General features: G+C 39.6%; 20 protein-coding genes. 11 read left to right on the top strand and 9 right to left on the bottom strand.

The features are described 5' to 3' along the window. Nucleotides 1-22 precede the first annotated feature (22 nt). From SULAR_RS05245 to SULAR_RS05235, 3 genes are all read right to left on the bottom strand, one after another. Nucleotides 23-1,330 carry an ammonium transporter gene (locus SULAR_RS05245; RefSeq protein WP_008243757.1) on the bottom strand — a complete coding sequence of 436 codons (1,308 nt, stop codon included), beginning with the start codon at nucleotides 1,328-1,330 and terminating at the stop codon, nucleotides 23-25. 97 nt (nucleotides 1,331-1,427) lie between these two features. After that, on the bottom strand, nucleotides 1,428-2,129 hold the full coding sequence (locus tag SULAR_RS05240; RefSeq protein WP_008243755.1) for a hypothetical protein: 702 nt from the start codon (nucleotides 2,127-2,129) through the stop codon (nucleotides 1,428-1,430). After that, nucleotides 2,110-2,844: a helix-turn-helix domain-containing protein gene (locus SULAR_RS05235; RefSeq protein WP_008243753.1), complete on the bottom strand. Its 735-nt coding sequence runs from the start codon at nucleotides 2,842-2,844 to the stop codon at nucleotides 2,110-2,112. The genes SULAR_RS05240 and SULAR_RS05235 overlap by 20 nt, the downstream gene beginning before the upstream one ends. Before the next feature lie 138 nt (nucleotides 2,845-2,982). Between SULAR_RS05235 and SULAR_RS05230 the strand changes: the two genes are divergently transcribed. Beyond that, nucleotides 2,983-3,831: a DUF234 domain-containing protein gene (locus SULAR_RS05230; protein WP_008243751.1), complete on the top strand. Its 849-nt coding sequence runs from the start codon at nucleotides 2,983-2,985 to the stop codon at nucleotides 3,829-3,831. Between the two features lie 16 nt (nucleotides 3,832-3,847). On the opposite strand, the gene SULAR_RS05225 is transcribed toward SULAR_RS05230, so the two are convergent. From SULAR_RS05225 to cobA, 3 genes are read right to left on the bottom strand one after another with little or no spacing between them, the layout of a single operon-like run. Next, nucleotides 3,848-5,863, bottom strand: coding sequence for a molybdopterin oxidoreductase family protein (locus tag SULAR_RS05225; protein WP_008243748.1), 2,016 nt, complete (start codon nucleotides 5,861-5,863; stop codon nucleotides 3,848-3,850). Continuing rightward, nucleotides 5,864-7,786 carry a ferredoxin--nitrite reductase gene (locus SULAR_RS05220; RefSeq protein WP_008243745.1) on the bottom strand — a complete coding sequence of 641 codons (1,923 nt, stop codon included), beginning with the start codon at nucleotides 7,784-7,786 and terminating at the stop codon, nucleotides 5,864-5,866. After that, entirely contained in the window at nucleotides 7,783-9,045 is a 1,263-nt protein-coding gene (gene cobA, locus SULAR_RS05215; RefSeq protein WP_188084884.1) for a uroporphyrinogen-III C-methyltransferase, read from the bottom strand. Before cobA ends, SULAR_RS05220 begins: the two co-directional genes overlap by 4 nt. Before the next feature lie 230 nt (nucleotides 9,046-9,275). On the opposite strand from cobA, the gene SULAR_RS05210 reads away from it, so the two are divergent. Beyond that, nucleotides 9,276-10,556, top strand: coding sequence for a nitrate/nitrite transporter (locus SULAR_RS05210; RefSeq protein ID WP_008243735.1), 1,281 nt, complete (start codon nucleotides 9,276-9,278; stop codon nucleotides 10,554-10,556). A gap of 136 nt (nucleotides 10,557-10,692) precedes the next feature. After that, entirely contained in the window at nucleotides 10,693-12,336 is a 1,644-nt protein-coding gene (locus SULAR_RS05205) for a bifunctional protein-serine/threonine kinase/phosphatase (RefSeq protein WP_008243733.1), read from the top strand. Nucleotide 12,337: 1 nt separating this feature from the next. Here the strand turns inward: SULAR_RS05205 and mltG are convergent, their stop codons facing one another. After that, entirely contained in the window at nucleotides 12,338-13,282 is a 945-nt protein-coding gene (mltG, locus tag SULAR_RS05200) for an endolytic transglycosylase MltG (protein ID WP_008243731.1), read from the bottom strand. Between mltG and SULAR_RS05195 the strand changes: the two genes are divergently transcribed. Next, nucleotides 13,218-15,809 carry an AsmA-like C-terminal domain-containing protein gene (locus SULAR_RS05195; protein WP_155993787.1) on the top strand — a complete coding sequence of 864 codons (2,592 nt, stop codon included), beginning with the start codon at nucleotides 13,218-13,220 and terminating at the stop codon, nucleotides 15,807-15,809. The two genes, mltG and SULAR_RS05195, sit on opposite strands and share 65 nt — an antisense overlap. Nucleotides 15,810-15,837: 28 nt before the next feature. Here SULAR_RS05195 and SULAR_RS05190 read toward each other — a convergent pair whose 3' ends face one another. Both SULAR_RS05190 and secA read right to left on the bottom strand, forming a co-directional pair. After that, nucleotides 15,838-17,064 carry an ABC transporter permease gene (locus tag SULAR_RS05190; protein WP_008243728.1) on the bottom strand — a complete coding sequence of 409 codons (1,227 nt, stop codon included), beginning with the start codon at nucleotides 17,062-17,064 and terminating at the stop codon, nucleotides 15,838-15,840. Further along, the gene (secA, locus tag SULAR_RS05185) at nucleotides 17,064-19,703 is read right to left on the bottom strand and encodes a preprotein translocase subunit SecA (RefSeq protein ID WP_008243727.1); all 2,640 of its coding nucleotides are present in this window, start codon (nucleotides 19,701-19,703) and stop codon (nucleotides 17,064-17,066) included. Before secA ends, SULAR_RS05190 begins: the two co-directional genes overlap by 1 nt. Before the next feature lie 200 nt (nucleotides 19,704-19,903). On the opposite strand from secA, the gene lolA reads away from it, so the two are divergent. The 7 genes from lolA to SULAR_RS11145 all read left to right on the top strand — a co-directional run bounded on the left by lolA (nucleotide 19,904) and on the right by SULAR_RS11145 (nucleotide 25,270). Then, on the top strand, nucleotides 19,904-20,425 hold the full coding sequence (gene lolA, locus SULAR_RS05180) for a LolA-like outer membrane lipoprotein chaperone (protein ID WP_008243725.1): 522 nt from the start codon (nucleotides 19,904-19,906) through the stop codon (nucleotides 20,423-20,425). Nucleotides 20,426-20,427: 2 nt separating this feature from the next. Next, entirely contained in the window at nucleotides 20,428-21,978 is a 1,551-nt protein-coding gene (gene rmuC, locus SULAR_RS05175; RefSeq protein WP_008243723.1) for a DNA recombination protein RmuC, read from the top strand. Next, nucleotides 21,971-22,819, top strand: coding sequence for a polyphosphate kinase 2 (gene ppk2, locus SULAR_RS05170; protein WP_008243721.1), 849 nt, complete (start codon nucleotides 21,971-21,973; stop codon nucleotides 22,817-22,819). Before rmuC ends, ppk2 begins: the two co-directional genes overlap by 8 nt. Continuing rightward, nucleotides 22,794-23,144, top strand: coding sequence for an arsenate reductase (glutaredoxin) (gene arsC, locus SULAR_RS05165; RefSeq protein WP_008243719.1), 351 nt, complete (start codon nucleotides 22,794-22,796; stop codon nucleotides 23,142-23,144). The genes ppk2 and arsC overlap by 26 nt, the downstream gene beginning before the upstream one ends. A gap of 108 nt (nucleotides 23,145-23,252) precedes the next feature. Then, a complete protein-coding gene (locus tag SULAR_RS05160; RefSeq protein ID WP_008243717.1) occupies nucleotides 23,253-24,848 on the top strand; it encodes an ABC-F family ATP-binding cassette domain-containing protein in 1,596 nt (531 codons plus the stop codon). A 128-nt stretch (nucleotides 24,849-24,976) separates the two neighbouring features. After that, nucleotides 24,977-25,111 carry a hypothetical protein gene (locus SULAR_RS11420; protein WP_255344716.1) on the top strand — a complete coding sequence of 45 codons (135 nt, stop codon included), beginning with the start codon at nucleotides 24,977-24,979 and terminating at the stop codon, nucleotides 25,109-25,111. Nucleotides 25,112-25,132: 21 nt separating this feature from the next. Then, nucleotides 25,133-25,270, top strand: coding sequence for a hypothetical protein (locus SULAR_RS11145; protein ID WP_155993785.1), 138 nt, complete (start codon nucleotides 25,133-25,135; stop codon nucleotides 25,268-25,270). The last annotated feature ends 29 nt before the right edge of the window (nucleotides 25,271-25,299 follow it).

Below are 25,299 nucleotides of genomic sequence, written 5' to 3'. Positions count from 1 at the left end.
AAATTATAGTGTAGTGCATGCCTTAGGCATTCACTACATTTTCACCGTGAACTATTTCATCAAGACCAGCTGACTCAGTTTCCTCATCTACTCTTGCACCACCTGTAACCGCTGAAGCGATGTAGTAAACGATGACAGTTCCGATAAGTGTAAAGAGACCAACAACGACTACTGACTCAAGTTGTACCATGAATTGTCCCATTCTATCACCACTCTCTTTAAGTGGACCATCCCAAAGTAGATCTTTATCATCAAGAGCAAGAAGACCAGTTGCAAGTGCACCCCAGAGTCCTGCTAGGAAGTGGATACCAAATGCATCAAGAGAATCATCGTAACCAAGTTTTTTCTTAAGTGTTACGACACCGAAGAATGCAATGATAGAACCAACGATACCTACTACAAATGCTCCACCAACGCTTACAAAACCAGCAGCAGGAGTGATCGCAACCAGACCGGCAATGATACCTGAGGCAATTCCAAGAAGTGTTGGCTTTTTAAAGACAAACCACTCAAGAAGCATCCAAGTTACAGCAGCTGCAGCAGTTGCAACAGTTGTTGTCATTACAGCAAGACCAGCGATAGCGTTCGCACCAAATGCAGAACCACCGTTGAATCCATACCAACCGAACCATAAGAGTGCTGCACCTACAGCAGTAAGAAGGATACTATATGGTTTCATAGCCACTTTAGGGTAACCAGCTCTTTTACCAACCAACAGTGCAAGAACAAGACCAGCTAAACCACCATTCATGTGTACAACAGTACCACCGGCAAAATCAAGCGCACCAGCATCAAAAAGAAGTGCACCGTCACCACCCCATACCATATGTGTTATTGGAGCATAAACAAGAAGGCCCCAAAGGATCACAACTACCATCCAAGTTGAAAACTTCATACGTTCGATCACAGAACCTGCAGCGATCGCTACGGTAATAGCGGCAAACGTACCTTGGAATGCAATAAATACATAAGTAGGGTATGAACCAGATAGATCCGTCCACTTAATACCATCTAGCATTACATTACCAAATCCACCAAATACATTTTGAAGCATAGCGCTTTCATTGGTTCCAAATGCGATAGAATACCCTGCAATTATCCATACAACAAATGCTACGACAAATGCACCCATTACCATTGCATAAGTATTGAGTACATTTTTAGCTCTTGTCATACCTCCATAGAAAAGTGCCAGTCCTGCTGGTGTCATAAGAAGTACAAATGCTGTTGATACCATCATCCATGCAGTATCACCTGTGTCCAGTTTATCTTCTGCAAAAGCGAAGATAGGCAAAAACATTGCCATTAGAGCCGAAAGTTTTAGTTTCATGCTATTTCCTTTTAAATTAATTTTTACAAGACAATAGTAACATGAATGATAATTTTTTATCATAGGTGGATGATTAAATTTTAATCAATACGGTTTTTTATTGAATAAGTGGTATTTCAAGTTTAATAGAGTGTTCTTTGAGAATACATTTGATCTGACTCATTTCTGCATGCATACATATCTCATCATCTGTATCTGTGTAGCGTCCATTTGCCAGTATAGAAAGTTGAGCAATAGAGACTTTTTGATCCTCTATCATGACATGCTGACCAAAAAGTAGTGTAAGAGATATATCAATTGAATCCGAAGCTCTAAAGGCATTGAGTGTTTTTCTTAGAAGTTTAGAAAAATTATTTTGATCTATTTTAAATGCGGGTAGATCCTGATCGGTTAAAAGCTTAAGAGGATTACTGTTTTTTGTTCTAAATAGGGCTATGTTAGCCTCAAGCAGGATGTTGATATCCGTGGCAATAAGTTTGTCTTTTTCTATTTTACGTGCGGGTTTAATACGTGGCATGTTGTATAGACGTAAGGAAATTTGCTCTTCATTCTCATATCCTACTGTAATAGCGTGAAAGGTATAGGTATCATAATTAAGTGAGAGTGAAGTAGTCTTATAACCAAATGTTTGAGGCGCATAAGATAAAGCAATATCATAGAGTTCTTTTTTAGTCACATACCCAAATAAAATTTCTGCAGCGTTATTGAGGTAGAGTATTTTCCCCTGATCATTAAAAAGGATAAATGGATTGTTATCCCATTCTATAAAAGATTTAAAATCAATCGATGTTGTGCTCATGTATCTTCTTTCTAAGTGTGTTTCTGTTGATTCCTAACACCTGCGAAAGTTGCAGTTGTGAACCAAATTTATGAAGTCCTGCTTCTATAAGAGGCTTTTCATATAAGCCAAGATGTTCCCTGTATGCATCATTACCATCAAGGTGTTTGAGTAAATAGTGGTAAAGTATCTCTTCTATATCTTGTGCATGCATACTTTGTTTCATCACGTGTATATAGACAGACCTTTTTAGACTTTTAGTATTTTTAGTAAGATTAAGAGGAATGTGTTCAGAGTCACATGTATTCTCATCTATCATTAAAGTAGAACATGCCTCTTTGATGAAGAGATCTTTTAAGTATGTGATGTCTTCAGGACGTTCTTGCAGTGATGGCATGGTATAGATAAAAGCAAAAAGGTCATCGATAAGCTCTGGATTACCCATATAATCTGCTGTGGCAATGATACGTTTATTGGTAAAATCAAGAGAATTTTGATTACTGAGCTTTTCAAAATTGGTGATGATTAGCTCATCATTCTGTTCAAGTGCCTCTTCAACTTCTTTTTGATTGTTACCTGAAACTAAAGGTGTATCTGGAAAAAGGTATCGTGCAAGTGACTTTTTACCGGTATGTGCTTCACCGATGATGATAGATGAAACAAAAAGTGTCTTTGTGAGGGTAAAACTCTTGATTATATGTTGTATTTTATCTGATTTGCTAAAAAATGTTTCCATAATACTCTTTGGTTTGTTTAATTATTAGGCATCAATCATACAAAAATTAAAATAAAAGTATGTTAAAATAATTTAATTTATGGATAAAGGGATTACATCAAAGCATCATTTCAAAGGTTTTACCGGCATTTTTCTTACTTGGAACTGGAACAGGCTGTTGAGTATTTCTCTATTTTGGGCGGTATTGGCAAAAATATAGAATTAGACTATTTTGATGATGTCTTTTCTATGGTCGAGTCAAATTTTGTGCAAAATTTCTCAAAATTTCAAGCACTTGTCTCTCCCTCGTATCTTTTAGAAAGTCCCTATCGTGAAATACTCATGGCAGTAGCTAGAGGGGATGGAAAACTTTATTCTGTACTTAGAAAAGCAAAAGTAAGTGAGGCTCTTGGAGAGAAGATCGTCCAAGAATTGGTCGACTTAAATGTACTGAAAGTCGAAGCCTCAAGAGAATCTCCGCTGCGCAGTCATCCCAAACATAAACTTAAGAAAGAGCAACGCTCTTACCGTGTACAGGATAAACTCCGTTTTGTACAGCCATTTATGCGTTTTTGGTTTGGTTTTGTGACCTATTATAAAAAAGATCTGGCTCTAGGGAAGGGTGATGCTTTTTTAAAGAACTTTGAGAAACACTATGAGCGTTTACGTTCGCTGGTCTATGAACAACTTTGTGATGCACTTTTAATACAGCATTATGCAGAGCATAATACTATCGTAGATAGTGGAAGTTTTTGGAATATTCACAGTGAATTTGATATATTAGCGGTGAGTCAAGATAAAAAGGTCATCTTGGGTGAGTGCAAGTACAAAGACCGAAAAGTGTGTAAAAATGAACTGACAAAGCTCAAAGCCAAAGCAGAGGAGTCAGGTATAAACGTAGATGTCTATGCACTCTTTTCCAAAAGCGGATTTTCAAATGAACTGTTACAAACACAGGATAATGACCTGCTTTTGTTCGACTTGAATGATCTGGAGCATTTATTGTAGTGTATGTCTGGATTTATTAGAGTATCATGCTCTCTATTTTTTCTATTCTTACTGCACTATGGTTATAATCAGGTTCTTTTGAAAGTGGGTCAAGTGTATCATCGGTAAGATAATTGATATCTCTATGTGAGATTGGAATAAAAATAGTTTTGGCATTGAGTTCTGCGAAAACCACTTTTGCTCTGAGTTCTCCTCTGCTAGAGACAATTTTTACTATTTCACCCTCATTGAGCTGAAGGGCTGCAGCATCCTTTTGGTTGATTTCTACAAACTCCAAGGCTTTATATTTTAAAAGATTTTCTGAATAGATTGTCTTGCTGCCTGTATGCCATTGATCTCTTGTTCGACCTGTGAGGAGAATAAAGGGATACGCTTGCGATGGCTGCTCTGATAGATTTTGGTTTTCTATGAAAAAAAGATTCGCTTTTCTGTCTGGCGTCAAAAAGTGATTTTGATCATAGAGTGTTTCTCCCCATATAAACGGTGTATGTTCAAGATCATCATACTGTGCTTTATAGATGTCAAGGTGCTTTCTATAACTTAATTTTGTCATCTCCTGGTACTCTTCAAAGACTTCTTTGGATGATCTGAAATCAAATGATTTTTCATGACCTAAATGCTTCCCTATTTGGGCAAACACTTCCCAATCTTGAAGTAAACCATCTTTGGCTTCAAAAGCTACTACACGTGTCAATGTTCTGTCAAGGTTTGTTTGTGTCCCTTCTTTTTCTCCAAAGGGTACAGCTGGTATGAGGATATGAGCGAACTTTGATGTTTCACTTCCTTGATACGCATTGATCTCAATCACCAGAGGGATCTTCTTGAATGCTTCTTCAACAAATCTTCTATGAGGCAGATGATAGACAGGATCCGTATGACAGATGATAAGTATATCCAGTTCCTTCTGATTAGCTTTTTCTATCATCTCAAACGCTGTGAGACCATTTTTTTTGGGTATTTTATTACTCTTCCAGAAATCAGCTACTTTTTGGCAGTTCTCTTCATTGTAGTCCAAATGGACGGCCAACGTTGTACTCAAACCTCCTACTTCTCTTCCACCCATTGCATTGGGTTGTCCTGTTAGAGATAAGGGACCTGAGCCTTTTTTATTGATCTGTCCTGTCAGTATATGTAGATTGTTAATCGCAAGATTTTTATCTACACCCTGAACGGATTGGTTGATCCCCATGGTCCATGCAGTGATGATATTTTCACTTTGTTTGAAAAGTCTATAAAAGGCTTCAAAAATCTCTTCAGAAAGTTGTGTGCTCTTCAAGAGTACCTTTTCATCAAGTGCCAAGAGCTTCTCTTTATAGCTATTGAAATGGTTACTATGCTCCTTGATAAAATCATGATCTAGTTGGTCTTCTTTTATCAGTTTGATTGCAAGTAGATTTAAAAGATCGATATCAGTACCGACTTTAAGAGGTAAGTAGAGGTCAGCACTTTGTGCAGTCAGTGTAAATCTTGGGTCAATGACGACAACCTTTAATCCTTTTTTTTGTGCTTTTTTGATTTTGTTGTGCAAGACAACATGGGCTTCTGCAGTATTGGCACCAATGAGTATCATTAAATGACAGTGTTCAATCTCTTCCATTCTTACAGGGACATAATCCATACCGAAAGATTTTTTGTATCCTACAACGGCACTTGCCATGCATGTTCGTGAATTGGTATCACAATTGGCTGTTCCAACAAAACCTTTTGCAAGTTTATTGGCTACGTAATAGTCTTCATTGAGCATTTGCCCGGAAAGATAAAATCCGATTCTATCAGGGTGGGTAGACTGTTTGATTTTTTCAGCGATCAATTGAAAGCTATCCTCATAGGTGGATGGTCTGAAACTCTCTTCTATGGAGTCTCTATAGTGTACCTCTAACAATCTATTAGTATGGATGGTTTGGGATTGTGAGATACCCTTGGCACATGACATTCCTTGGTTTGAAGGATAATCTTTTACACCTTTAAGCTTATGATTGATGAGTTCAAATTTGCATCCCACACCACAATATGCACAAACTGTTTGACTCATCTAATCCACTTCTTTGAGTGCTACGATCAGTTCGGAGAATACCTGTGCCCGTTCTCTTTTCTCTGGATGGGTCATAGTATAGATGACTTCTGAGAGCTTAGCTGGGACTTTTGGATTGAGTTTCGTGACTTCATCTCTTGTGATGCTTCTGGGTTTAGTCAGTACGGGTTCAAAATTTTCCACCGATTCATAACGCTTTTCACCGGTAAGCAGTTTAAAGAGCTTCAATCCGAAAGTAAACAGTTCAAACTCTTCTTTTTTAAATGTTTTGGGGTTACTTTCAAGTTCAAACCAAAGATCCAATCCAAGTTTTTCATTGAGGATATAATTTATCTTTGTGTAAAATGCAAGGGCTTGAAAAGAGTAGTTCGTCGATACATATCTGTCATCAAAGGCTTCATAGGTTTCGCCCTTTTGTTTAAAAGCACTATAGGTTTTAAGCAGATATTTTACATGATGTTTCGCTTCAGTGATAGGTAATGCTTTGTGTAGAGTATGTGCTTCTTTTGCTATTCTTGTGATCTTACCGCCGACAAATATGTGTACCCCATCTACTTTATTGCCCCCATCATCTTTGGCCTTACATCCTTCAAAGCCTATGTCAGCGATACCATGCACGCCACACCCTTTAGGACAGGCAGACCAGTTCATTCGCACATTTGCATTCTCTATAGGTATTTCAGAATTGAGATAGTGCGCCATCTCTATAGCATCAGTTTTGTTAGGTATGACACCAAAGCTACAAGTAGCTGTCCCTGCACAGGCTATCATGTCATTAAAGTAGAGGTTATTGAACTTCTCATAGCTTGTGATAAGTTCTGTTGCTTGAAACTCTTCCACTACATCTTTTGCAATGTTTATGATATAAAGATTTTGATCATAGGTAAGTCTGATATCCCCAGTACCAAACTTCTTTGCTGCTTGGGCAGCAGCCATCATATCACTACCGCTAAATATTCCAGATGGTACGATGACCTTGTAATTAAATCTACCATTACGTCCCAATACTTTATTGGAGCCCAGTGCAATATTTTGAGACTGTACCATCGTCGTACCTGCAGAACTAAACTCGGCATTGGCCTCTTCTTTAATGGCGTTGACAAAGTTCTCAATACCGACATCATTGATAAGGAACACCAAACGGTTCTTGTTACGGTTGTCCCGGTATCCGTAGGTTTTAAACACAGTTAAAAGTGATTGATAAAAAAGACCCACTTCATCCATATGTACAAAAAGGTCAGCATCTTGGGCCTGCACACCTACACGGGCACCCAAATAGATATTAAATCCAAATATTCCATCTTTTTGTGCCAATACAAAACAACAGTCATGTCCAAAGATGTTACAGGAGTTGGAAAGAGATCCTAAGATACCTGTATTGAATTTACGAGGTAATGCAGAGATCCAATCCGGATTTTCTCCAAAGATATCTTGGAGCTCATTGATGATGGATTTGGTCTCGATGATGTTATCATAAGCGATGCCATCCAATGGATCGGTCACGATGTTACGTGGGTTGTCCACACCGGTCTGAAAGGTAGAGATACCTACTTCTTTGAGTTCTTGTAAGACTTTGGCAATGTCTGCTATTTGTAAGTAACGCAGTTCAACCTGCATACGTGTCGTCAGATCGATGTAGTCATTCCCATACTTCTGGGCCACTTCACCGATACGTAACGCCTGTTCGTAGTTCAATTGACCTGCCGGCACACGGACACGAAGCATAAAGTCTTCACCCTTGTCAAAGAGTCCAAAACATTTTAAAAAATAGGCACTGTCCTCTTTGGCTAGATTTTCATATCCGGCTGCAGCGATCTCTTCGAGTTTGGCATAGACATCCATCGGCATTTTCAGTGCTTTGGTTGTTTCTACTTTATTGACTTTGTTATTTCTTGCCTTAAAGGCTTTTTCTAAAATGCTCATTTTTGACTCTCTTTCAATCTGTTGGTATAGTGTATGACATCTCCAAAGACCAAAATAGAAGGTCTTGAAGCCCCAAGAGAAACCTCTTCAAGATTCTCAAGTGTAGTGGTGAGTACAGTTTGGTTCTTTCGGCTTGCATTGGAAACAATGGCACAAGGTGTGTCCATCTCAATGTTTAATGATTTTGCCTGCTGCACGATCTCTTTGATCCGTGTAAGCCCCATCAGTACGATCACCGTATGATCTCTGTTTTTTAGCATCGGTATCCAGTCAAGATTGATGGAGTTGCCTTTTAAGTGGGCTGTGACCACAGTAAAGGCATTGCTGTAATCCCTAGCCGTGATAGGAATATTTGCCATCAACGGTCCTGAGACTGCAGAAGAGATACCTGGGATCACTTCAGTGTTTATGCCTTTTTTTGAAAGGTAGAACAACTCTTCAGCACCACGACCAAAGATGAACGGGTCACCGCTTTTTAATCGTGCAACGGAATAACCTTTTTTAATATATTTGCGTATGAGCCTATTGATCTCTTCTTGAGGTTTGGTATGAAATCCTTTTTCTTTTCCCACAAAGACCTTTTTTGTATGCTTGGGTACGATTGCCATGATCTCGTCAGAGATGAGGTGGTCATAGAGAACGACATCAACCTCTTTGATAATGTTATAGGCTTTGAGTGTAAGCAGTTCAGGGTCTCCAAGACCGCAGCCTACCAGATACGCTTTGGCTGTCATTTTTTCGATTTCTTCAAGCGTTTTTTCTATCTCTATAATACCTTTGTTTCTTTGTGCCTGTAATGCTTCTAAAAATGTTTCCATATTATCGGGCATGAGTGCCTGACACTTATCTCTGAAGTATTTAGCCACAGTAGGACTTGCCCCGGAACTTGATACTGCTATTTGCAGAGGTGCATTTTTTGTCAATGCCATAAAGTAGAAATCACATACTTTAGGTTGATCTACCACATTGAGTATAAGAGGGTGTTTGCGTTTATACTTTAAAAGTTTTTGTGTGACTTTCTCATTCCCTGTTGCATCTATCACGATGAGAGTGTTTTGAATATCTTTCGTTTTGAAATTTTTTATTTGTATATCAGAACACAATATTTTGATCTTGGGATGAATCTCTTTAGAGATCACAGAAAAAGAGATATTGTTCTCTGACAATACTTCAGCTTTTTGTAATGCAACATTCCCACCACCGATCAAAAGAATATGCTGTTCTTTCAGTAGTATGGGTAAAGTTTCTCTCTTTTTCATCTCTATGTTCATCCTATTTTTGATTGAAGTCATTATATCTCCTAAAGGATGGGCACCTATGCATAAAATTGTATATTTTTTAATCAATATGTCTTTAATATATAATTTAAATATCTGTTTTAGTCCATATTTATGTAGAAATTAAATGATTAAAAATTAACCATTAATAAGAAAATATGCCTCTCTTATCATTGTATACTTCACGCAACATTCATCTTAGAGGAGAAAAAATGGCAGGATTTAAAGCGTTGAAAGGGCAGGGACATACACCTACGTTGTTCATGGCTTTTTTATATTTTGATATGAGTTTTATGGTTTGGACCATGTTAGGTCCACTTTCTACAGAAATAAGTGAGGCATTAGCGGCTACAGGTTATATGATCACAGCAGGTGAAAAAGCTACGTTGCTTTCACTTCCCATTTTATCTGGAGCATTGCTAAGAATTTTACTTGGTTTTGGGGTTGATAAACTTGGTGCGAAACTCACAGCGCTCATGGCACAGTCTGTAGTGATCGCAGCATTGCTTACGGCATATTTTATGGGTGAGAGCATTACTTACAATGCTTTACTTATTGTCGCCCTGGGACTTGGTTTTGCCGGAGCTTCATTTGCTGTGGCACTTCCTCAGGCAGGTCAATGGTATCCGCCTAAGTCTCAAGGTATTGTACTTGGCCTTGCTGGAGCGGGTAACATCGGTGTGGTTATTGACTTCTTGTTTGCGCCTAAGATCGCAGAAAAATGGGGTTGGGAATCCGTCTTTCTGGTGGGTGCCATTATGGCTATTGTGGTGTGGATAGCGTATGCATTTTTGGCGAAAAATGCACCGGAATCTGTCTATAAAGCCAGACCTAAAAAACTCTCTGATTACGGGAAACTTCTTAAAGATAAAGATACGTGGTGGTTTAACCTTTTCTATGCCGTGAGTTTTGGTGGGTTTGTAGGTTTTGCAGGGTATATGAAAGTTTATTTGATGAACACATATCAAGTAGAGATGAGTGCGTTTGGACTGGATATATTGAATGAAGATAATGTGAAAGTCGTTGCAGGTTATTTTGGTGCACTGTGTATCTTTGCCGGTGCAGTACTTCGACCTGTAGGTGGTGCCGTTGCAGATAAAATGGGTGGTGTAAAATCTCTTTATATTTTCTTCGGTACTGTTGCAACACTGGCTGTAGTGAATGCTACGGTTTCCTTGCCGTTTGGGTTAGCGATCGTGGTGCTTTTTCTTATCATGGCAAACTTGGGTATGGCAAATGGAGCTGTCTTCCAGCTGGTCCCGCAAAGATTTGGTAAAGATATAGGTATTATGACAGGTATCATTGGTGCAGCTGGTGGTCTTGGCGGTACGGCGCTGATCAAGACATTGGGTTGGTCGAAAGGTGCATTTGATGGGTACATGGCCGGGTTTATGATATTTGCAGCAGTTGTTTTTGTAGCGATCGCAGGTATCTCACTTGTGAAGACCAGATGGAGAACAACGTGGGGATTGAAAGCAGGTGGTATGATCTAAATCTCGCTTGATAACATAGAAGCATGAACATTACGTTCATGCTTCTATCACATCAAGTGAGATAATCTTTTCGTTATTATTTTAAATTATGTGATAATTTGTATCCTATAATTTAGACTAATCATAAAGGCAACCTATGTCAAAACAAAGCATAGAAACATCAGGACTCACACTTGCTAAGGGTACACAGCTCAGAGGGGATGATTTTTTTGAAGTGAAAGTGATGGAGGACATTACTGTCGCTGTTGTCTGTGATGGTGTGGGGTCTGCGCTGCAAGGGGCTCAGGCAGCTAAACATACGACCAATTTTTTGATCAATTCGCTTAAGAACAGACCGAAAAGTTGGACGATGGAAAAGTCCATTAAACACTTTATAGAAAATATCAACAGAGTGCTCTATCTTGATTCGATGGCAGAATATGATCGTGAAGAACTTGTCACTACGCTTGCATTGGTTGTGATAGAGGGTGACAGATTGTACGGTGCAAATGTAGGGGACAGCCGTATCTATTTACATAGAAATATTGAAGGTAATGCGCAACTTACCCAACTCTCTGAAGATCATATCATGGATGAAGAGGGTATGGAAAATGTACTGACGGCAGCGATGGGACTGGAGGAGAGTGTTTCGCCTTACTATTTTGAGAACAACCTATCAGCCGGAGATCTGATACTTCTTTGTAGTGATGGACTCTATCACGAGCTTTCGGAAGATGAACTGAGATCAGATATAAAAATGGGCGCCTCTTTTTTAGTAAAAAAAGCAAGTAAACTCCATCATGATGATCTTCCTGATGATACCACGGCCATCGTCCTGGAGATCAAAGAGGTGGATCCCCGGTTCAGGTTGAAGCAAAGTGATCTTATTGTACGTGAGCATTATAAAGCAGGTGAAGTGATCGATGGCTACAGGCTGATCAAACCATTGATCCAAAATGAACGTACCTGGCTTTGTGAAAAACGGGGATTCAAGTATGTGATGAAGTTCATACCGTATGAAGCGATGGATGATGAGATGATACTTGACCTGTTTGTCAAAGAAGCATGGATGGCAAAGAGACTCAAAGCAGGCTTTTTCCCAAAAGCAGTGATCCCCAAAAATCGTACACACCGTTACTATATTATGAGTTTTATAGAAGGTCAGACACTCAAAGCGTACAGTGCAAAAAAACCGCTCTCAGTAGATTTGAGTGTTGCATTGGCCTGTTTTTTGCTCAAGATGTCAAATTTCCTTATGAAATACGATCTGGTCCATGGTGATATCAAGCCTGAAAATATTATCGTGACGGAGCGTAAAGGGAAGTTGGTATTTAAAATGGTAGATTTTGGAAGTATCACTGAAGCCTATTCCAATGTGACACGGGCAGGTACACCTTCGTATTTGGCACCGGAACGTTTTAAACAAGCGCCGATCAATGAACAGACAGAGATCTATGCCATAGGTGTGACACTCTATGAAGTACTCACACAAAAGTTTCCGTTCGGAGAGATAGAGCCTTTTCAAAATCCCTCTTTTGAAAAAAGTATCAAAGCACCCTCTAAATTAAACCCTAAAATACCTGCATGGTTTGAAAGTGTAATTTTAAGAGCACTGGATACTGATACGGATCAACGTTACAAAAACTATTCAGAAATGTTCTATGAGATCAGTAATCCCTTGAAGGTAAAACCCTACTTTGATAAAAGTACATCTATTATGGAAAGAGATCCACTTCTGGTATGTCGTATAGGTTTTATAGGAATGGTCGTGTTGAATATCGTTCAGTTTTTGTGGTTCTAGATTAACGTGCTTTTTGAATATTTTTACGATGCGTTTTATAGCTGTCGGTAAAGTCATGTACCCCTTGGGCATTTTTCATAAAGTAAAGGTAATTTGTCTTGGCCGGTTTGATCGCTGCTATGATCGCATTAAAAGAGACAGCACCTATAGGCATATGAGGCAGCCCTTTATATTTGTAGGTGTTAAATCTGCTTGTATCATTTTTAATGCGCTCCGGGGTGACTTTAACATGCGAATATTTACCGTAATTCAGTGTCCCGTCCATTTGAAGACGCATACCTTTCTTAAGACGGTTATAGATAACTGATGAAACGATAGGCATCTCTTCGGTATTGGCCGCTTCTTTTTGGATTATAGAAGCAATAATGAGTATATTTAACCACTGTTTTTCATTATAGGTTCCATAAATCTTTTCAGAGATCTCTTGATATTTTTTCTCAGAGGCAGAAAGAAGAAAATGAATAAAATGTTTTTCACTGATACCATAGGGCACATAATAGGTATCTGCATAGATACCCGCTTCAGGATAGTGCGAAAACTCTTGATAATAGGCATCCAATTTTGTTTTATCAAGTTTTAGATCAGCAGCTACAGAAGTGAAGAAGAGTTCTGTGGTTTCACCAGGGATCAGTGTGATCTCTTCCATCTTCGCTTTTGCTGTGGTCAGTCTGTATAAAAAATCGATACGGTTCAAATCGGTCGCACCTATATCCACCCATCCACTTTGAGGTTTCCCCAGAAAGACCAAAATATATTTATCAATAGGGCTTAAGGCATACCCTTTTTGTGTCAGCTGTGATATAATGTGCGTAATAGATCCCTGCGGTACTAAAAGTGTCCGCGTTGTTTGAATGGGCAGTGTTGTATAAAAGGCGAAAGAGATGATCAAAACCAGTATAATGTTTTCTGCGCATGCTATCCATGTGCTTTTACGTAATACACTCATCTTCCTGGTTGTCCTTTTTATCGCTTTTTTTATGTGGCTAATGGTAGGTATCAAATTGGATACCGTTAAAGTCGCTGACTACAATGTAGAGGGATTATACATTAAACTCAATAAAAAGCTTATAGTAAAAGCAGATCATGTCATTCTCCCCCAAAGTAAAGCCAAACCCTCTTTTACCAGTGTACATGATACCTTTGAGCGTATCAAATATCTGTTGACCTTTTTTGAATCTATCGTAGTGAAAAATATTACATTCAATAATAATACCATGAGTATCAGGTTTAAAGACGATTTCTTAGGGCTCTCAAGTAAAGACTATGAGATCATAGGAACAGCAAGACGTGAAGGGAAAATGTTAAAGGCAACGATTCCTCTGCTTTTTTTGAAAAAACATAATGTAACGATGAGTGGAAAACTGACCTACGACCTGCATGAAAAGATCTTGTCAACAGAAGGTTTTTTTAGACTCCATGATGCATTGGGAAGATTTCACGCGAGCAAAGATGGCAACAGTATCGATTTTGGACTGGAGAGTGACAGTTTCAGTGACCTGGAAAGTATCATTGATATGTTTGATCTTGAGGAAAATGTGCGAAGTTGGGTCGTAGATAAAGTCAAAGCTGACCAGTATAAACTGCGCTCTTTAACGGGCAAAGGAACTTTGAAAAATGGTACCTTTAAAATGGATTTTGATGCACTGAACGGGGAAGTTCTCTTTACCGATACGCAGATACATTTTAAAGAAGAACTACCACCGGTCTTGGCACCGAGTTTTATATTGACCTATCGCAATGGCGGACTCTATTTTGATCTGAAGGATCCGACCTATGAAGGTATAAGTTTAGATGGCAGCAAGGTCAGCATACTTAATCTACTCAATGCCGATACGCATTTAAAACTGAAAATAAAATCTGATCACCGTTTTGAGGATACCATGCAGAACTTACTCAAGGCGTATGATATTGTCTTGCCCCTAGACCAGCAAAGCGGGAAGGTCAAAGTGTTGTTTATGGCAGATCTAGCTTTGAAGAACAGTTATCAGGATTTTTTTGTGAATGTGGATTTTAGCAAAAGTGACGTGTTGTTGGGTAAAACCAAATTTCCTATTACCAAAGGGAATGTACAGTATAACAAAGGCTTGATCACTTTAAAAAATATTTATTTAAAAGATACCTTCTATGAAGGTAAGCTCGATGGTAAGTTGGATGTGAAAAAGAAAAAAGCAGATTTCCTCTTTGATGCCAAGCGTATCACACTTGGAGATGAAAAAGAGACCTTCTTTATATTGAACAATGAAACAGTTCCTTTTACACTCAACTATGAGAACAACATCCAAATCAAGATACCTAAACTCTCTATGAAATTTACAAATGATACCAATGAAACCTCCATTCAACTCAATGACTTGAATAAGGTCAAACCTTATCTACCAGATCCGGGTCCGATTGATAATGGTGGAAAAGTGACCATTAAAACAAACGATTTCAACACCTATACATTTAAAGGCATCTTGAAAAGAGAATCATGTTTTCTCTATGAAAAAAATGATCAATGTAAAACAAGAGTGCCTTTTGAAGGGGTCTTGAAAGAGAAAGAGTTGGATTTCTACGCGTTTGATAAACGTTTTTATTACAATAAAGCCAATGCACGCATTAAACTCAGCAATCTCAATTTTGATCTTAAAAAATTCTTGACGGTAGAAGCAAAAAAAGAAAAAAGCGAAAAGACGAAGAAGAAGGAAAAAACTACAGAAGAGAAAAGTTTAATCATTTTGGGTGAAAACAGCCAATTAAGATATGGTGATCATAGCTTGGTGACGGACAGTTATGATGTGGAAGTAAAACCCAATGGAGACATAAAAGCCATAGGAAGTTCATCAGGAGACATTATAAAGTTTTCTAAAAAGAACAATATCTTCTCTATACAGGCACTGCGTATACAGGATAAAGCCCTCCACCCTCTCATAGATTTTAAGGGTTTGCAGCATGGACGCTATACATTAAAATTCTCAGGTGATCCTGAAGAGACCATGAAAGGTGAGATCATTGTTGAGGGTGGTGTGATGAAAGATTTTAAGGCCTACAATAACACTCTGGCCTTTATCAATACCATACCGGCTTTAGCTTCTTTGCAGAACCCCGGTTATTCCGACAAAGGTTTTACAATAGAGAAGGGTGTAGCCGAATATAGAATGATCAAACAAGAGAAGATCATATTTGATTCTATCTATATCAAAGGCACATCGGCAACTATCGCAGGTACAGGAGAAATTGATCTTGAGAAAAAAACCATCGATCTCAATCTTGCTATCCAATCGGCAAGAGAGTTGGGTAAACTGGTAGGAAGTTTACCTCTGGTAGGGTATATCTTGATGGGAGAAGACAAGAGTATGACCTTTGGACTCCAAATTACAGGCACATTGGATGATCCTCAGGTCAAGACATCCGCAGGAGGAGATATCCTCTCACTGCCTCTCAAAATACTCAAAAGAGCATTGGAGTCACCGGAGCATATTATCAACAAATAAGCAGGGTGTATTATGAAAAGATGATTATCTATTCATTTCTAAGTACGGTCAAAGGATCCGTCTGAGATGCTTTTTTTGCAGGATAGAGGGCTGAAAGCAGTATAATGATACTTGTACCCAAAATGATCAATCCAAAATCATTGAAGGTGAGATCCACGGGCAGTTTTGAAGTACCGTACACATCCGCAGGCATAGAGATGATGTCAAAAGTGGTGAGTATCCAGATTCCAAGTCCGCCAAGTAGGGTACCCGCTACGATACCTGTACTTCCTATAATAAGCCCTAACCGAAAGAAGATCGCTTTGATCTCTACCTTGGTGGCACCCAGTGTACGCATCAGGGCGATCTCTCTTCTTCGGCTCATCACTGTCATAAGCAAAGAGGAGATGATATTGAGTGAGGCTACAAGGATGATGAGCAGTAACACCAGGAAAAGAGCCTTCTTCTCCATTTCCATGGCTGCAAAGAAATTTCCGTTCTGCTGCCACCACCCTTCTATGACGACCATTTCAGGTAATTCACTTCGTATAGCATCTATTTCATCGAGAGGATTTTCTGTATAGATATGCAGACCGTCATAGCTTCCATGCTTTCGATCAAGCAGTTTTTCAAATGCCTCCAAAGAGGTATACATAATGGCTTTGTCATAGGCTTTAAGACCGGATTTGAAAACACCATCGACGATGAAACGTTTTTGAAGCGGCATGGTTCCAAAGCCTATTGCCTGCTGTTCTGAAAAGTAGAGTGTGACCTTTTCACCTTTAGGGGCATTCATCTCAAAAGAGAGTCCTTCACCTATCACCACTCTGAATTTGCTTGTTTCATGGCCTGTTGCTTCTTTAAAGATAGCATTGATCTTGCTCTCTTTATCGAAATCCACACCATAGACCAAAGAGCCTTGCACAGCACCGTCATTTTTCGTGATGACCTGTGTGGTGTAATAGGGACTGAATTGAAGGTGGGGGAATTGTTCTTTCAGTGATGCTATGAGGGTATCATTGACGGCATTTTCTTCCAGGGGAAGTACGGTCAGAGGGTAGTTCATCACAAAAAGTTTTTTGGTAAACTCTTTTTGTGTCCCATTCATGATCCCCATAGCGATCATCAGTACCATCACACCTGCAGCAATACCTAAGAAGGCCAACATCGCAGAGATAAAGATAAAAGGGTTCTCTTTATCGTATTTGAGATAGTGTTTGATGATATGCCTAATGAACTTTGTATTAGGCGAGGAGATTCTGGCAGGCGTGGACATTATGCCAAGAGACCTTTTTTAGGCCCGCTCTGTCCACAACAGTTTTTATATTTTTTACCTGACCCACATGGACATGGATCATTTCTTTTAGGTTTTTTTGATCCTGTAATAGGCTTGAGTTTTGAGGAATCTTCAGCAATGACACCCTCTTCATAAGACTGGTTAAGTGTTGTATTTGCGATATCGCTCTCCAACTCTTCTCTGATGTGTTCCACTGCAGCTTCCTCTTCCTCAGGAGACTCAAAGTCAAACTGTACAAGCTGAAGTACCTTCACAGCTTCTATTTTGATACGTGACACAAGATCTGTAAAGAGTTTATAACTGTCTTGTTTGTACTCGGTCAATGGGTCTTTTTGGTTATATCCTCTCAGCCCGATACCTGTTTTAAGTACATCCATTTCATACAGGTGGTCTCTCCACTGAGGGTCAAGTACCTGAAGGTATAAGATACGTTCTATCTCTTGTCTTTGTTCCGGAACGATCTGCGACATTTTGCGTTCATAGAGGTTCTCCATCATCTCTGTGATCATTACAGTAAGCGCTTCTACTTCTTTGTCTTTGAACTGTTCACTTTGCACTTTAATACGCAGCTCTTCCTTGATCAATGCAGCGAGTCTCTCGACATCAAAATCTTCTGTAGGCATCCCTGCAAAGATCTCAGCTTCTCCTAAAAGGTAGTCTACATATTCTGCACGGTTCTCTTTGATCTTGGCAGCAATATCAAACTCTGGGTCGAGAAGTTGGTTTCTAAAGGCATAGATCGCTTTTCTTTGGTGGTTGGCCACATCATCATATTCCAAGATATGTTTTCTTGACTCATAGTGTTGGTTCTCTACTTTTTTCTGTGCTTTTTCTACAGAACGTGTCACGATCTTGGAGTCGATGTATTCTCCCTCTTCAACCCCAAGTCTGTTCATGATATTTCTGATCTTTTCTCCACCGAAGATACGAAGTAGATTGTCATCAAGACTGAGGAAGAACTGACTCTCTCCCGGATCCCCCTGACGTCCGGAACGACCTCTGAGCTGATTGTCTATACGTCTACTCTCATGACGCTCTGTACCAAGTATCACTAGTCCGCCAAGGCTTCTTACTTCATCATCGATCTTGATATCTACCCCACGTCCTGCCATATTCGTTGCAACGGTTACCGCACCTTTTTGTCCTGCATTGACGATGATCTCTGCTTCTTGTGCATGGTTTTTTGCATTGAGAATATTATGTGCGATCTTCTCTTTTTTGAGTCTCTCATGGATCATTTCAGATTTTTCAATAGAAGCTGTACCTATGAGTACCGGCTGTCCATTTTCATTGAGCTCTTTGATCCTTCTTACTACAGCGTCCAGCTTTTCACGTTCTGTATTGTAGATCAGGTCATTTTTATCTATTCTGGCAACAGGCACATTGGTCGGTATAGAGATAACATCCAAGTTATAGATCTGTGAGAATTCCGTAGCTTCAGTCTGTGCTGTACCTGTCATACCGGCAAGCTTGTCATAGAGTCTGAAGTAGTTTTGATAGGTGATCTCAGCCAGTGTTTGAGACTCTTCCTGCACTTCCACATTTTCTTTGGCTTCAAGTGCCTGGTGCAATCCTTCAGAATATCTACGCCCCTCAGAGAGTCTTCCTGTAAATTCATCCACGATAATGATCTCATTGTTCTGTACGACATAGTCGACATCTTTTTCAAAGATATAGTGTGCTTTGAGTGCCTGGTCAAGGTGATGAGAGAGGACAGCATTTTCAAGACTGTAAAGGTTTTCCACTTCAAAGAGATCTTGTGCTTTTTGGAGCCCGTCTTCTGTCATAATGATCGTTCTGTTTTTTTCATCAACGATGAAATCACCCGTAGTCTGCTCTGGTTCACCCGGTTTTGTCTCTATCTTTTCTCCACGCTTCATCTGCTTAGCGATGGCATCTGCCTGGGCATAATGGTTGTGGTCACGTTGTGTAGGTCCCGAGATGATCAGCGGTGTTCTTGCCTCATCTATCAGGATGGAGTCAACTTCATCGACTATGGCAAAATGGTGTTCACGCTGTACTTTCTCTTCCACTCTTACTTTCATGTTGTCACGGAGGTAGTCAAAACCATATTCATTGTTCGTTCCATAGGTGATATCCGCATCGTACTGCGCTTTCCTACCCATGTCATCATGGATGTCTGTGGTGATACATCCTACACTGTAACCTAGGAATTCATAGAGTTGTCCCATCTCTTCAGAGTCTCTTTTTGCAAGGTAGTCATTGACCGTTACGACATGTACACCTTTGCCTGTCATCGCATTGAGGACAACTGCCAGTGTCGCTACGAGTGTTTTACCTTCACCTGTCTTCATCTCTGCGATGTTTCCATCGTTGAGTACCAATCCCCCGACCATCTGTACATCATAATGTCTCATACCTAAAGCCCGTTTCGCAGCTTCTCTGGTGATAGCAAAAGAATCATAGAGTACATCATTCAGTGTTTTAGTGCCACTTTGTACTTCATCTTTAAGTGTTTCAAATGCAGCTTTGAGTGCTTCATCATCCAAAGATTCATATTGTGGTTCAAGTTGATTGATGATTTTTACTTTTTTGAGATAGTTCTTTACGATCTTGTCATTTTGTGTGCCAAAGAGTTTGAGTACGCTTTTTATCATTGTAGATTGTGCCTTTGCATAAATTGTGATTATTTTATCCAAATAGCGATTAATATTCCGTTAAGAAAAGGTGGATGCCCCACACGCATGTTTCACAATTTTATGACAATATGACAGATATTAACACGGTACAAGTGCTATTTTGGTATATTTCAACATGAACATAAGGTGAATCAGAGTGTTCATTTAAAAGGAAAAGAATGAGACTATTATCGTTACTGTTATTCGCATCTTCTCTGCTCTCTGCAAGCATAGAACTGCCAGAAAATTTCCAGGCAGATTTCATACAGACAATCACCAATACAAAAAACAAAGTGATCACCTACAGTGGTAAAGTACGTTTTTCAAATGAAACACTGTTCAAATGGAGCTACAGAGAACCTACAAAAAAAGAGGTGTGTAGTGATGGCTTGGAGCTGCTTGTGGTAGATCATGATCTCGAGCAGGTTTCTGCCTATCGTATATCAAACGGTATCAATATCGCTAAAATAGTTAAACAAGCAAAACTGCACAGTAATAATATCTATGTAGCAGAGTATGAAAATAAACAATACACCATACAGGTCGACGCGCAACAAAAACTACACAGCATCGCGTATTTTGATGACCTGGATAACAAGGTGCAGATACTCTTCAAACAGATGAAATATGGAAAAGGAAATTTACCTGCGCAAAGTATGAAATGTAATTACCCTATAGATTATGACATGATACAAGGATAAGTATGCAAGCGTTATTGATGAAAATAGAGAATGATTCTGCCTTAATGCTGATGGCAGGTTTAGCACTGGTAGTTCTTTTGGTCATTGTGCTTGTCGTTGTGGTTTCTGCTATGAAGGTTAAGATCTATAAAGATAGATTTTGGAACACCAAGGTGGATAACCAGGAGAAAGCGGAATACATTCTGGCATTGGAACATGAGCTTCAAGCCTATAAGATCAAAAATGCCAGTAATGAGCAGGAGTTACAACAGTTTGCAGAGACGAAAGAGACACTGACTTCCACCAATGAAAGACTGCACACACTGCAGGGAAAATACAATGAACTGGAAAAAGAGCTCAGTCAGGTCAAGGCCAAGCTTGAGAGTGCAGAAGAGAGACATGCAGCACTCTTGGAGGAGTATAACACCCTCAAAGATCGTCAAGACACTATTCTTGAAGAGAACAGTAAGTACCGTACAAACAATGCACGTTTACTGATGAAACTTGAGAGTGAAGAGAGACATGCCTCTTCTCAAAAAGAGATGATGCTCAACCATAAAAAAGAGATCAAAGATGAGTTGGAAGCACTGGCTAAAAAAGTCTTTGACGGAAATTCCCAAAAGTTTGCAGAATTCTCAAAAGAGAACTTAGATAACATGATCAAACCGCTTCAAACACAGATCTCAGAGTTTAAAAAACAGGTGGCGGATACCTACAATAGTGAGAGCCAGGAGAGGGCAGTGTTGAAAAATGAGATCAATTCGCTCAAAGAGCTCAATAAAAAGATCAGCAAAGATGCGATCAATCTTACGAATGCCCTTAAGGGAGACAGTAAGCAGCAAGGGGTCTGGGGTGAAATGGTACTTGAAAATGTACTGGAAGCTTCCGGACTCCGTAAAGGATTTGAGTTTGAACGTGAAGTGAGTCTGCGTACGGATGACAATGAGATCTTACGCCCCGATGTGGTGGTCCATCTGCCTGACAACAGAGATGTGATCATAGATGCAAAAACATCACTTGTGGCGTATGAACGTTTTGTGAATGCAGCAGATGATGATACAAGGGCACTGCATCTTACGACACACTTAAATTCCATCAGAGCGCATGTCGAAGGACTTGCCAATAAGAACTATGAACGACTTAAAGAAGTCAATACCTTAGATTTTATTTTTATGTTTATGCCTATAGAAGGTGCACTGGCTGTGGCACTCGAGCATGACAGCAGTATTTATGACAATGCCTTCAAAAACAAGATATTGCTTGTCGGACCGTCAACGCTGCTGGTAGCAATGAGAGCGGTTGAAAATGTGTGGAAATATGAACGTCAAAATCAAAATGCGCAAGAGATTGCCAGAAGAGCAGGTGCTATGTATGACAAGTTTGTCGGTTTCTCTGAAGACTTGATGAAGATATCCAAGCAGATCGACGGTATACAGAGCAGTTTCTCTGCAGCACGAAATAAATTGAGTGACGGTAAAGGAAACCTTGTAAGACAAGTAGAACAACTCAAAGAAATGGGTGCACAGACAAACAAGCATATCCCTAAAGGGTTGAAAGGAGATAAAGATGACTAGACAAAAGATCCATTATACAAAAGATCTTCCTGAGTATCATGAGAAGCCTTCCAAAGTCTTTAAAAAATCTGGAAAGATAGAACGGGAATTTTATGAAAAAGAGTCTCTTAGGCTTCAGTATGAACTGGTCAAACTTCAAAAATGGGTGATCGACCATGGAAAAAGAGTTCTAGTGATCTTTGAAGGTATGGATACGGCAGGGAAAAGCTCCACCATTAAAGAGTTCAACAACTATCTCAATCCAAGAGAAGCACGTTCGGTCGCCCTTCCCAAACCAAATTCCAAAGAGTTGGGACAGTGGTATTTCCAGCGTCATTTAAAACAGATACCTAATGCAGGTGAGATCGTATTTTTTGATAGAAGCTGGTACAACAGGGCCGGGATAGAACAGGTCTTCGGTTTCTGTACACAAGAACAACATGATCACTTTTACAGACAGGTGAACGGTGTGGAGGAGATGCTGATAGATGACGGTGTGCTCATATTCAAATTTTATCTGAACATTTCGCATGAGACAGAAAAAAACCGTCTGAAAGACAGAGAAAATGATCCCCTCAAAGGCTGGAAACTCTCTAAATTGGATTACCTCTCACTGGATGCCTATGACACGTATGCCATGCTACGTGATAAAATGTTCAAGCTCTCCGGTACAGAGCATGCTCCATGGTGCGAGCTGGATGCCAACGATAAAAAAAGAGCACGTCTCAATGCAATTCGATACTTGCTTTCGAACATACCTTATAAAGGCAAAGATAAACGTCTCATAAACGGGGTAGATAAAAAAATTGCTAAATTACATAATAAAGGAGAATACTATGGCAAATGTAACCATATGGCATAACCCAAGATGCTCAAAATCAAGAAATGCTGCGGCACTTTTAGAAGAGAAAGGTGTTGAAGCAGAGGTAGTGAAATACCTGGATACACCTCCGAGCAAAGAGGAACTAAAAGCAGTGCTTAAAATGCTGGGTATCTCTGCGAGAGAACTGATGAGGACCAAAGAAGCGATCTATAAAGAGTTGAATTTAAAAGAAGAGACAGATGAGGAGAAACTCATAGAAGCGATGGTGGAAAATCCTAAGCTTATAGAGAGACCTATTGTCATTAAAGATGGTAAAGCAGCTATCGGTCGTCCTATAGAGAATATTATCGATCTGCTTGATTGATCTCCTTCATGTAAAGGGTTTTCTTCTCTAAAGACCCTTTACCCCATACTTTCTGACACTTTCAGACCATTATGTTAAAATGCCGATAATTATTTACAAGGATGATAAATGCTTAGTACAGTTAATTTAACTCAGCGCTATGGAAAAAGAGTGCTTTTTGATAAGATCAATATCACTTTAGATGCCGGTAAACGTTACGGCCTGATCGGGGCAAATGGAGCAGGGAAGTCAACATTCCTCAAAATTCTTTCAGGTGAGATAGAGCCAAGTGATGGTGAAGTGCAGCTTCAGCCTGGACTCAAATTGGGCGTTTTGGGCCAAAACCAGTATGCATTTGAAAACTATACGCTCAAAGATGCCGTACTCTATGGAAACAAAAAACTTTTTGATGCACAAAAAGAGAAAGAAAAACTCTACATGGAAGGTGACTTTGAGAGTGATGAGGTCAATAACCGTTTAGCTGAACTTGAAATGATCTGTGCGGATGAAGACCCTACCTATGAATCTGATGTCAAGATAGAAAAACTGCTTGAAGCTTTAGGTTTTCCTGCATCACAGCATGATGAGCTTATGTCTACACTGACGGGTGGAGACAAGTTTAAGATCTTATTGGCACAGGTGCTTTTTTTGAAGCCAGATGTCCTCCTGCTTGATGAACCTACGAACAACCTTGATATGGATACGATTACTTGGTTGGAGAATGAACTGAAACGTCATGAAGGTACACTGCTTGTGATCTCTCACGACAGACACTTTCTTAACGGTGTCGTGACGCACATTCTTGACCTTGACTTCCAAAACATCCGTGAGTTCACAGGGAACTATGATGAGTGGTATATTGCTGCGAACCTTATAGCTAAGCAGGCTGAGGCAGATAGAGGTAAGGCGCTGAAAGAGAAAGAAGAGCTTGAAAAGTTCATCGCCAGATTCTCTGCGAATGCCTCGAAAGCAAAACAAGCAACAAGTCGTCAAAAGCAATTGGATAAACTGGATGTCAGTGAGATCAAACTCTCTTCAAGACGTGACCCTTCTATTATGTTCAAGGCACATAGAGAGATCGGTAATGAGGTCCTTGAAGTAGAAGGACTCTCTAAAAGCTATGATGGAGAGACAGTCTTTGAAAATCTTACTTTCAAGGTAAACAAAGGTGACAAGATTGCTCTTATAGGTACCAATGGTGCAGGTAAAACAACACTCCTTAAAATTCTCATGGGAGAGACTGAACCTGATGCAGGTACGTTTAAATGGGGACAGACCATTACCACCAGTTATTTCCCGCAAAATACGACAGACCTTGTCGTAGGCGATGAAGAATTGCCACAGTGGATACAGGGATTTGACCCTAAATGGCATATCGATGATATCAGAAAAACGCTGGGTCGTATGCTTTTTAGCGGTGAAGAACAGAAAAAGAAAATAGATGCATGCTCGGGTGGAGAAAAACACCGTGTTATGATGTCTAAAATGATGATGGATGCCTCGAACTTTCTTGTGATGGATGAGCCAAACAACCACTTGGACCTTGAAGCGATCGTTGCTTTAGGTGAAGCATTACATAATTACCAAGGTGGCGTGATCTGTGTCTCTCACGATAGAGAGCTCATCGATGCATTTGCAAACCGTATCATTAAACTCAATGAAGATGGAACTGTGATCGATTTTGAGGGTGGTTATGAGGAGTTTGTGGAACAACACGAACAGTAAAACTTTTTCTCTCTCAGTGATCACAGTATCTAGGCTGTGATCATTACACTTTAATATCCGATATATCTTCACACTCTCTTCATACTTTTATTTTATACTTCCTCATCTTTACAAAAGAAAGGATTCAAATGAAAAGATTAACAGCAATTTTACTTTTAGCAGCAGCGTTGGTATCAAATGTATCAGCACATCACATGGCGCAGTCAGACACGGCAGGTTGGAATATTGATGAGGATTCTCCGCATCTATTGATGACATTTTAATAAAAAGAAGAAAGGATTACTATGAAAAAACTAATAACACTATTACTATTGGCAATCGGTTTAGCTTCAAGTGCATCAGCGCATCATATGGCGCAGTCAGACACTGCGGGGTTGAATATTGATGAAGATTCACCGCATCTATTGATGACATTTTATTAAGAAAGACTATTTTCTCTCCTAAGCATATC

This window comes from Sulfurovum sp. AR (assembly GCF_000296775.1).
GTDB classification, from domain to species: Bacteria; Campylobacterota; Campylobacteria; order Campylobacterales; family Sulfurovaceae; genus Sulfurovum; species Sulfurovum xiamenensis.
The sequence above is the reverse complement of the archived record's forward strand: the minus strand, read 5'-3'. Positions and strand labels throughout refer to the sequence as shown.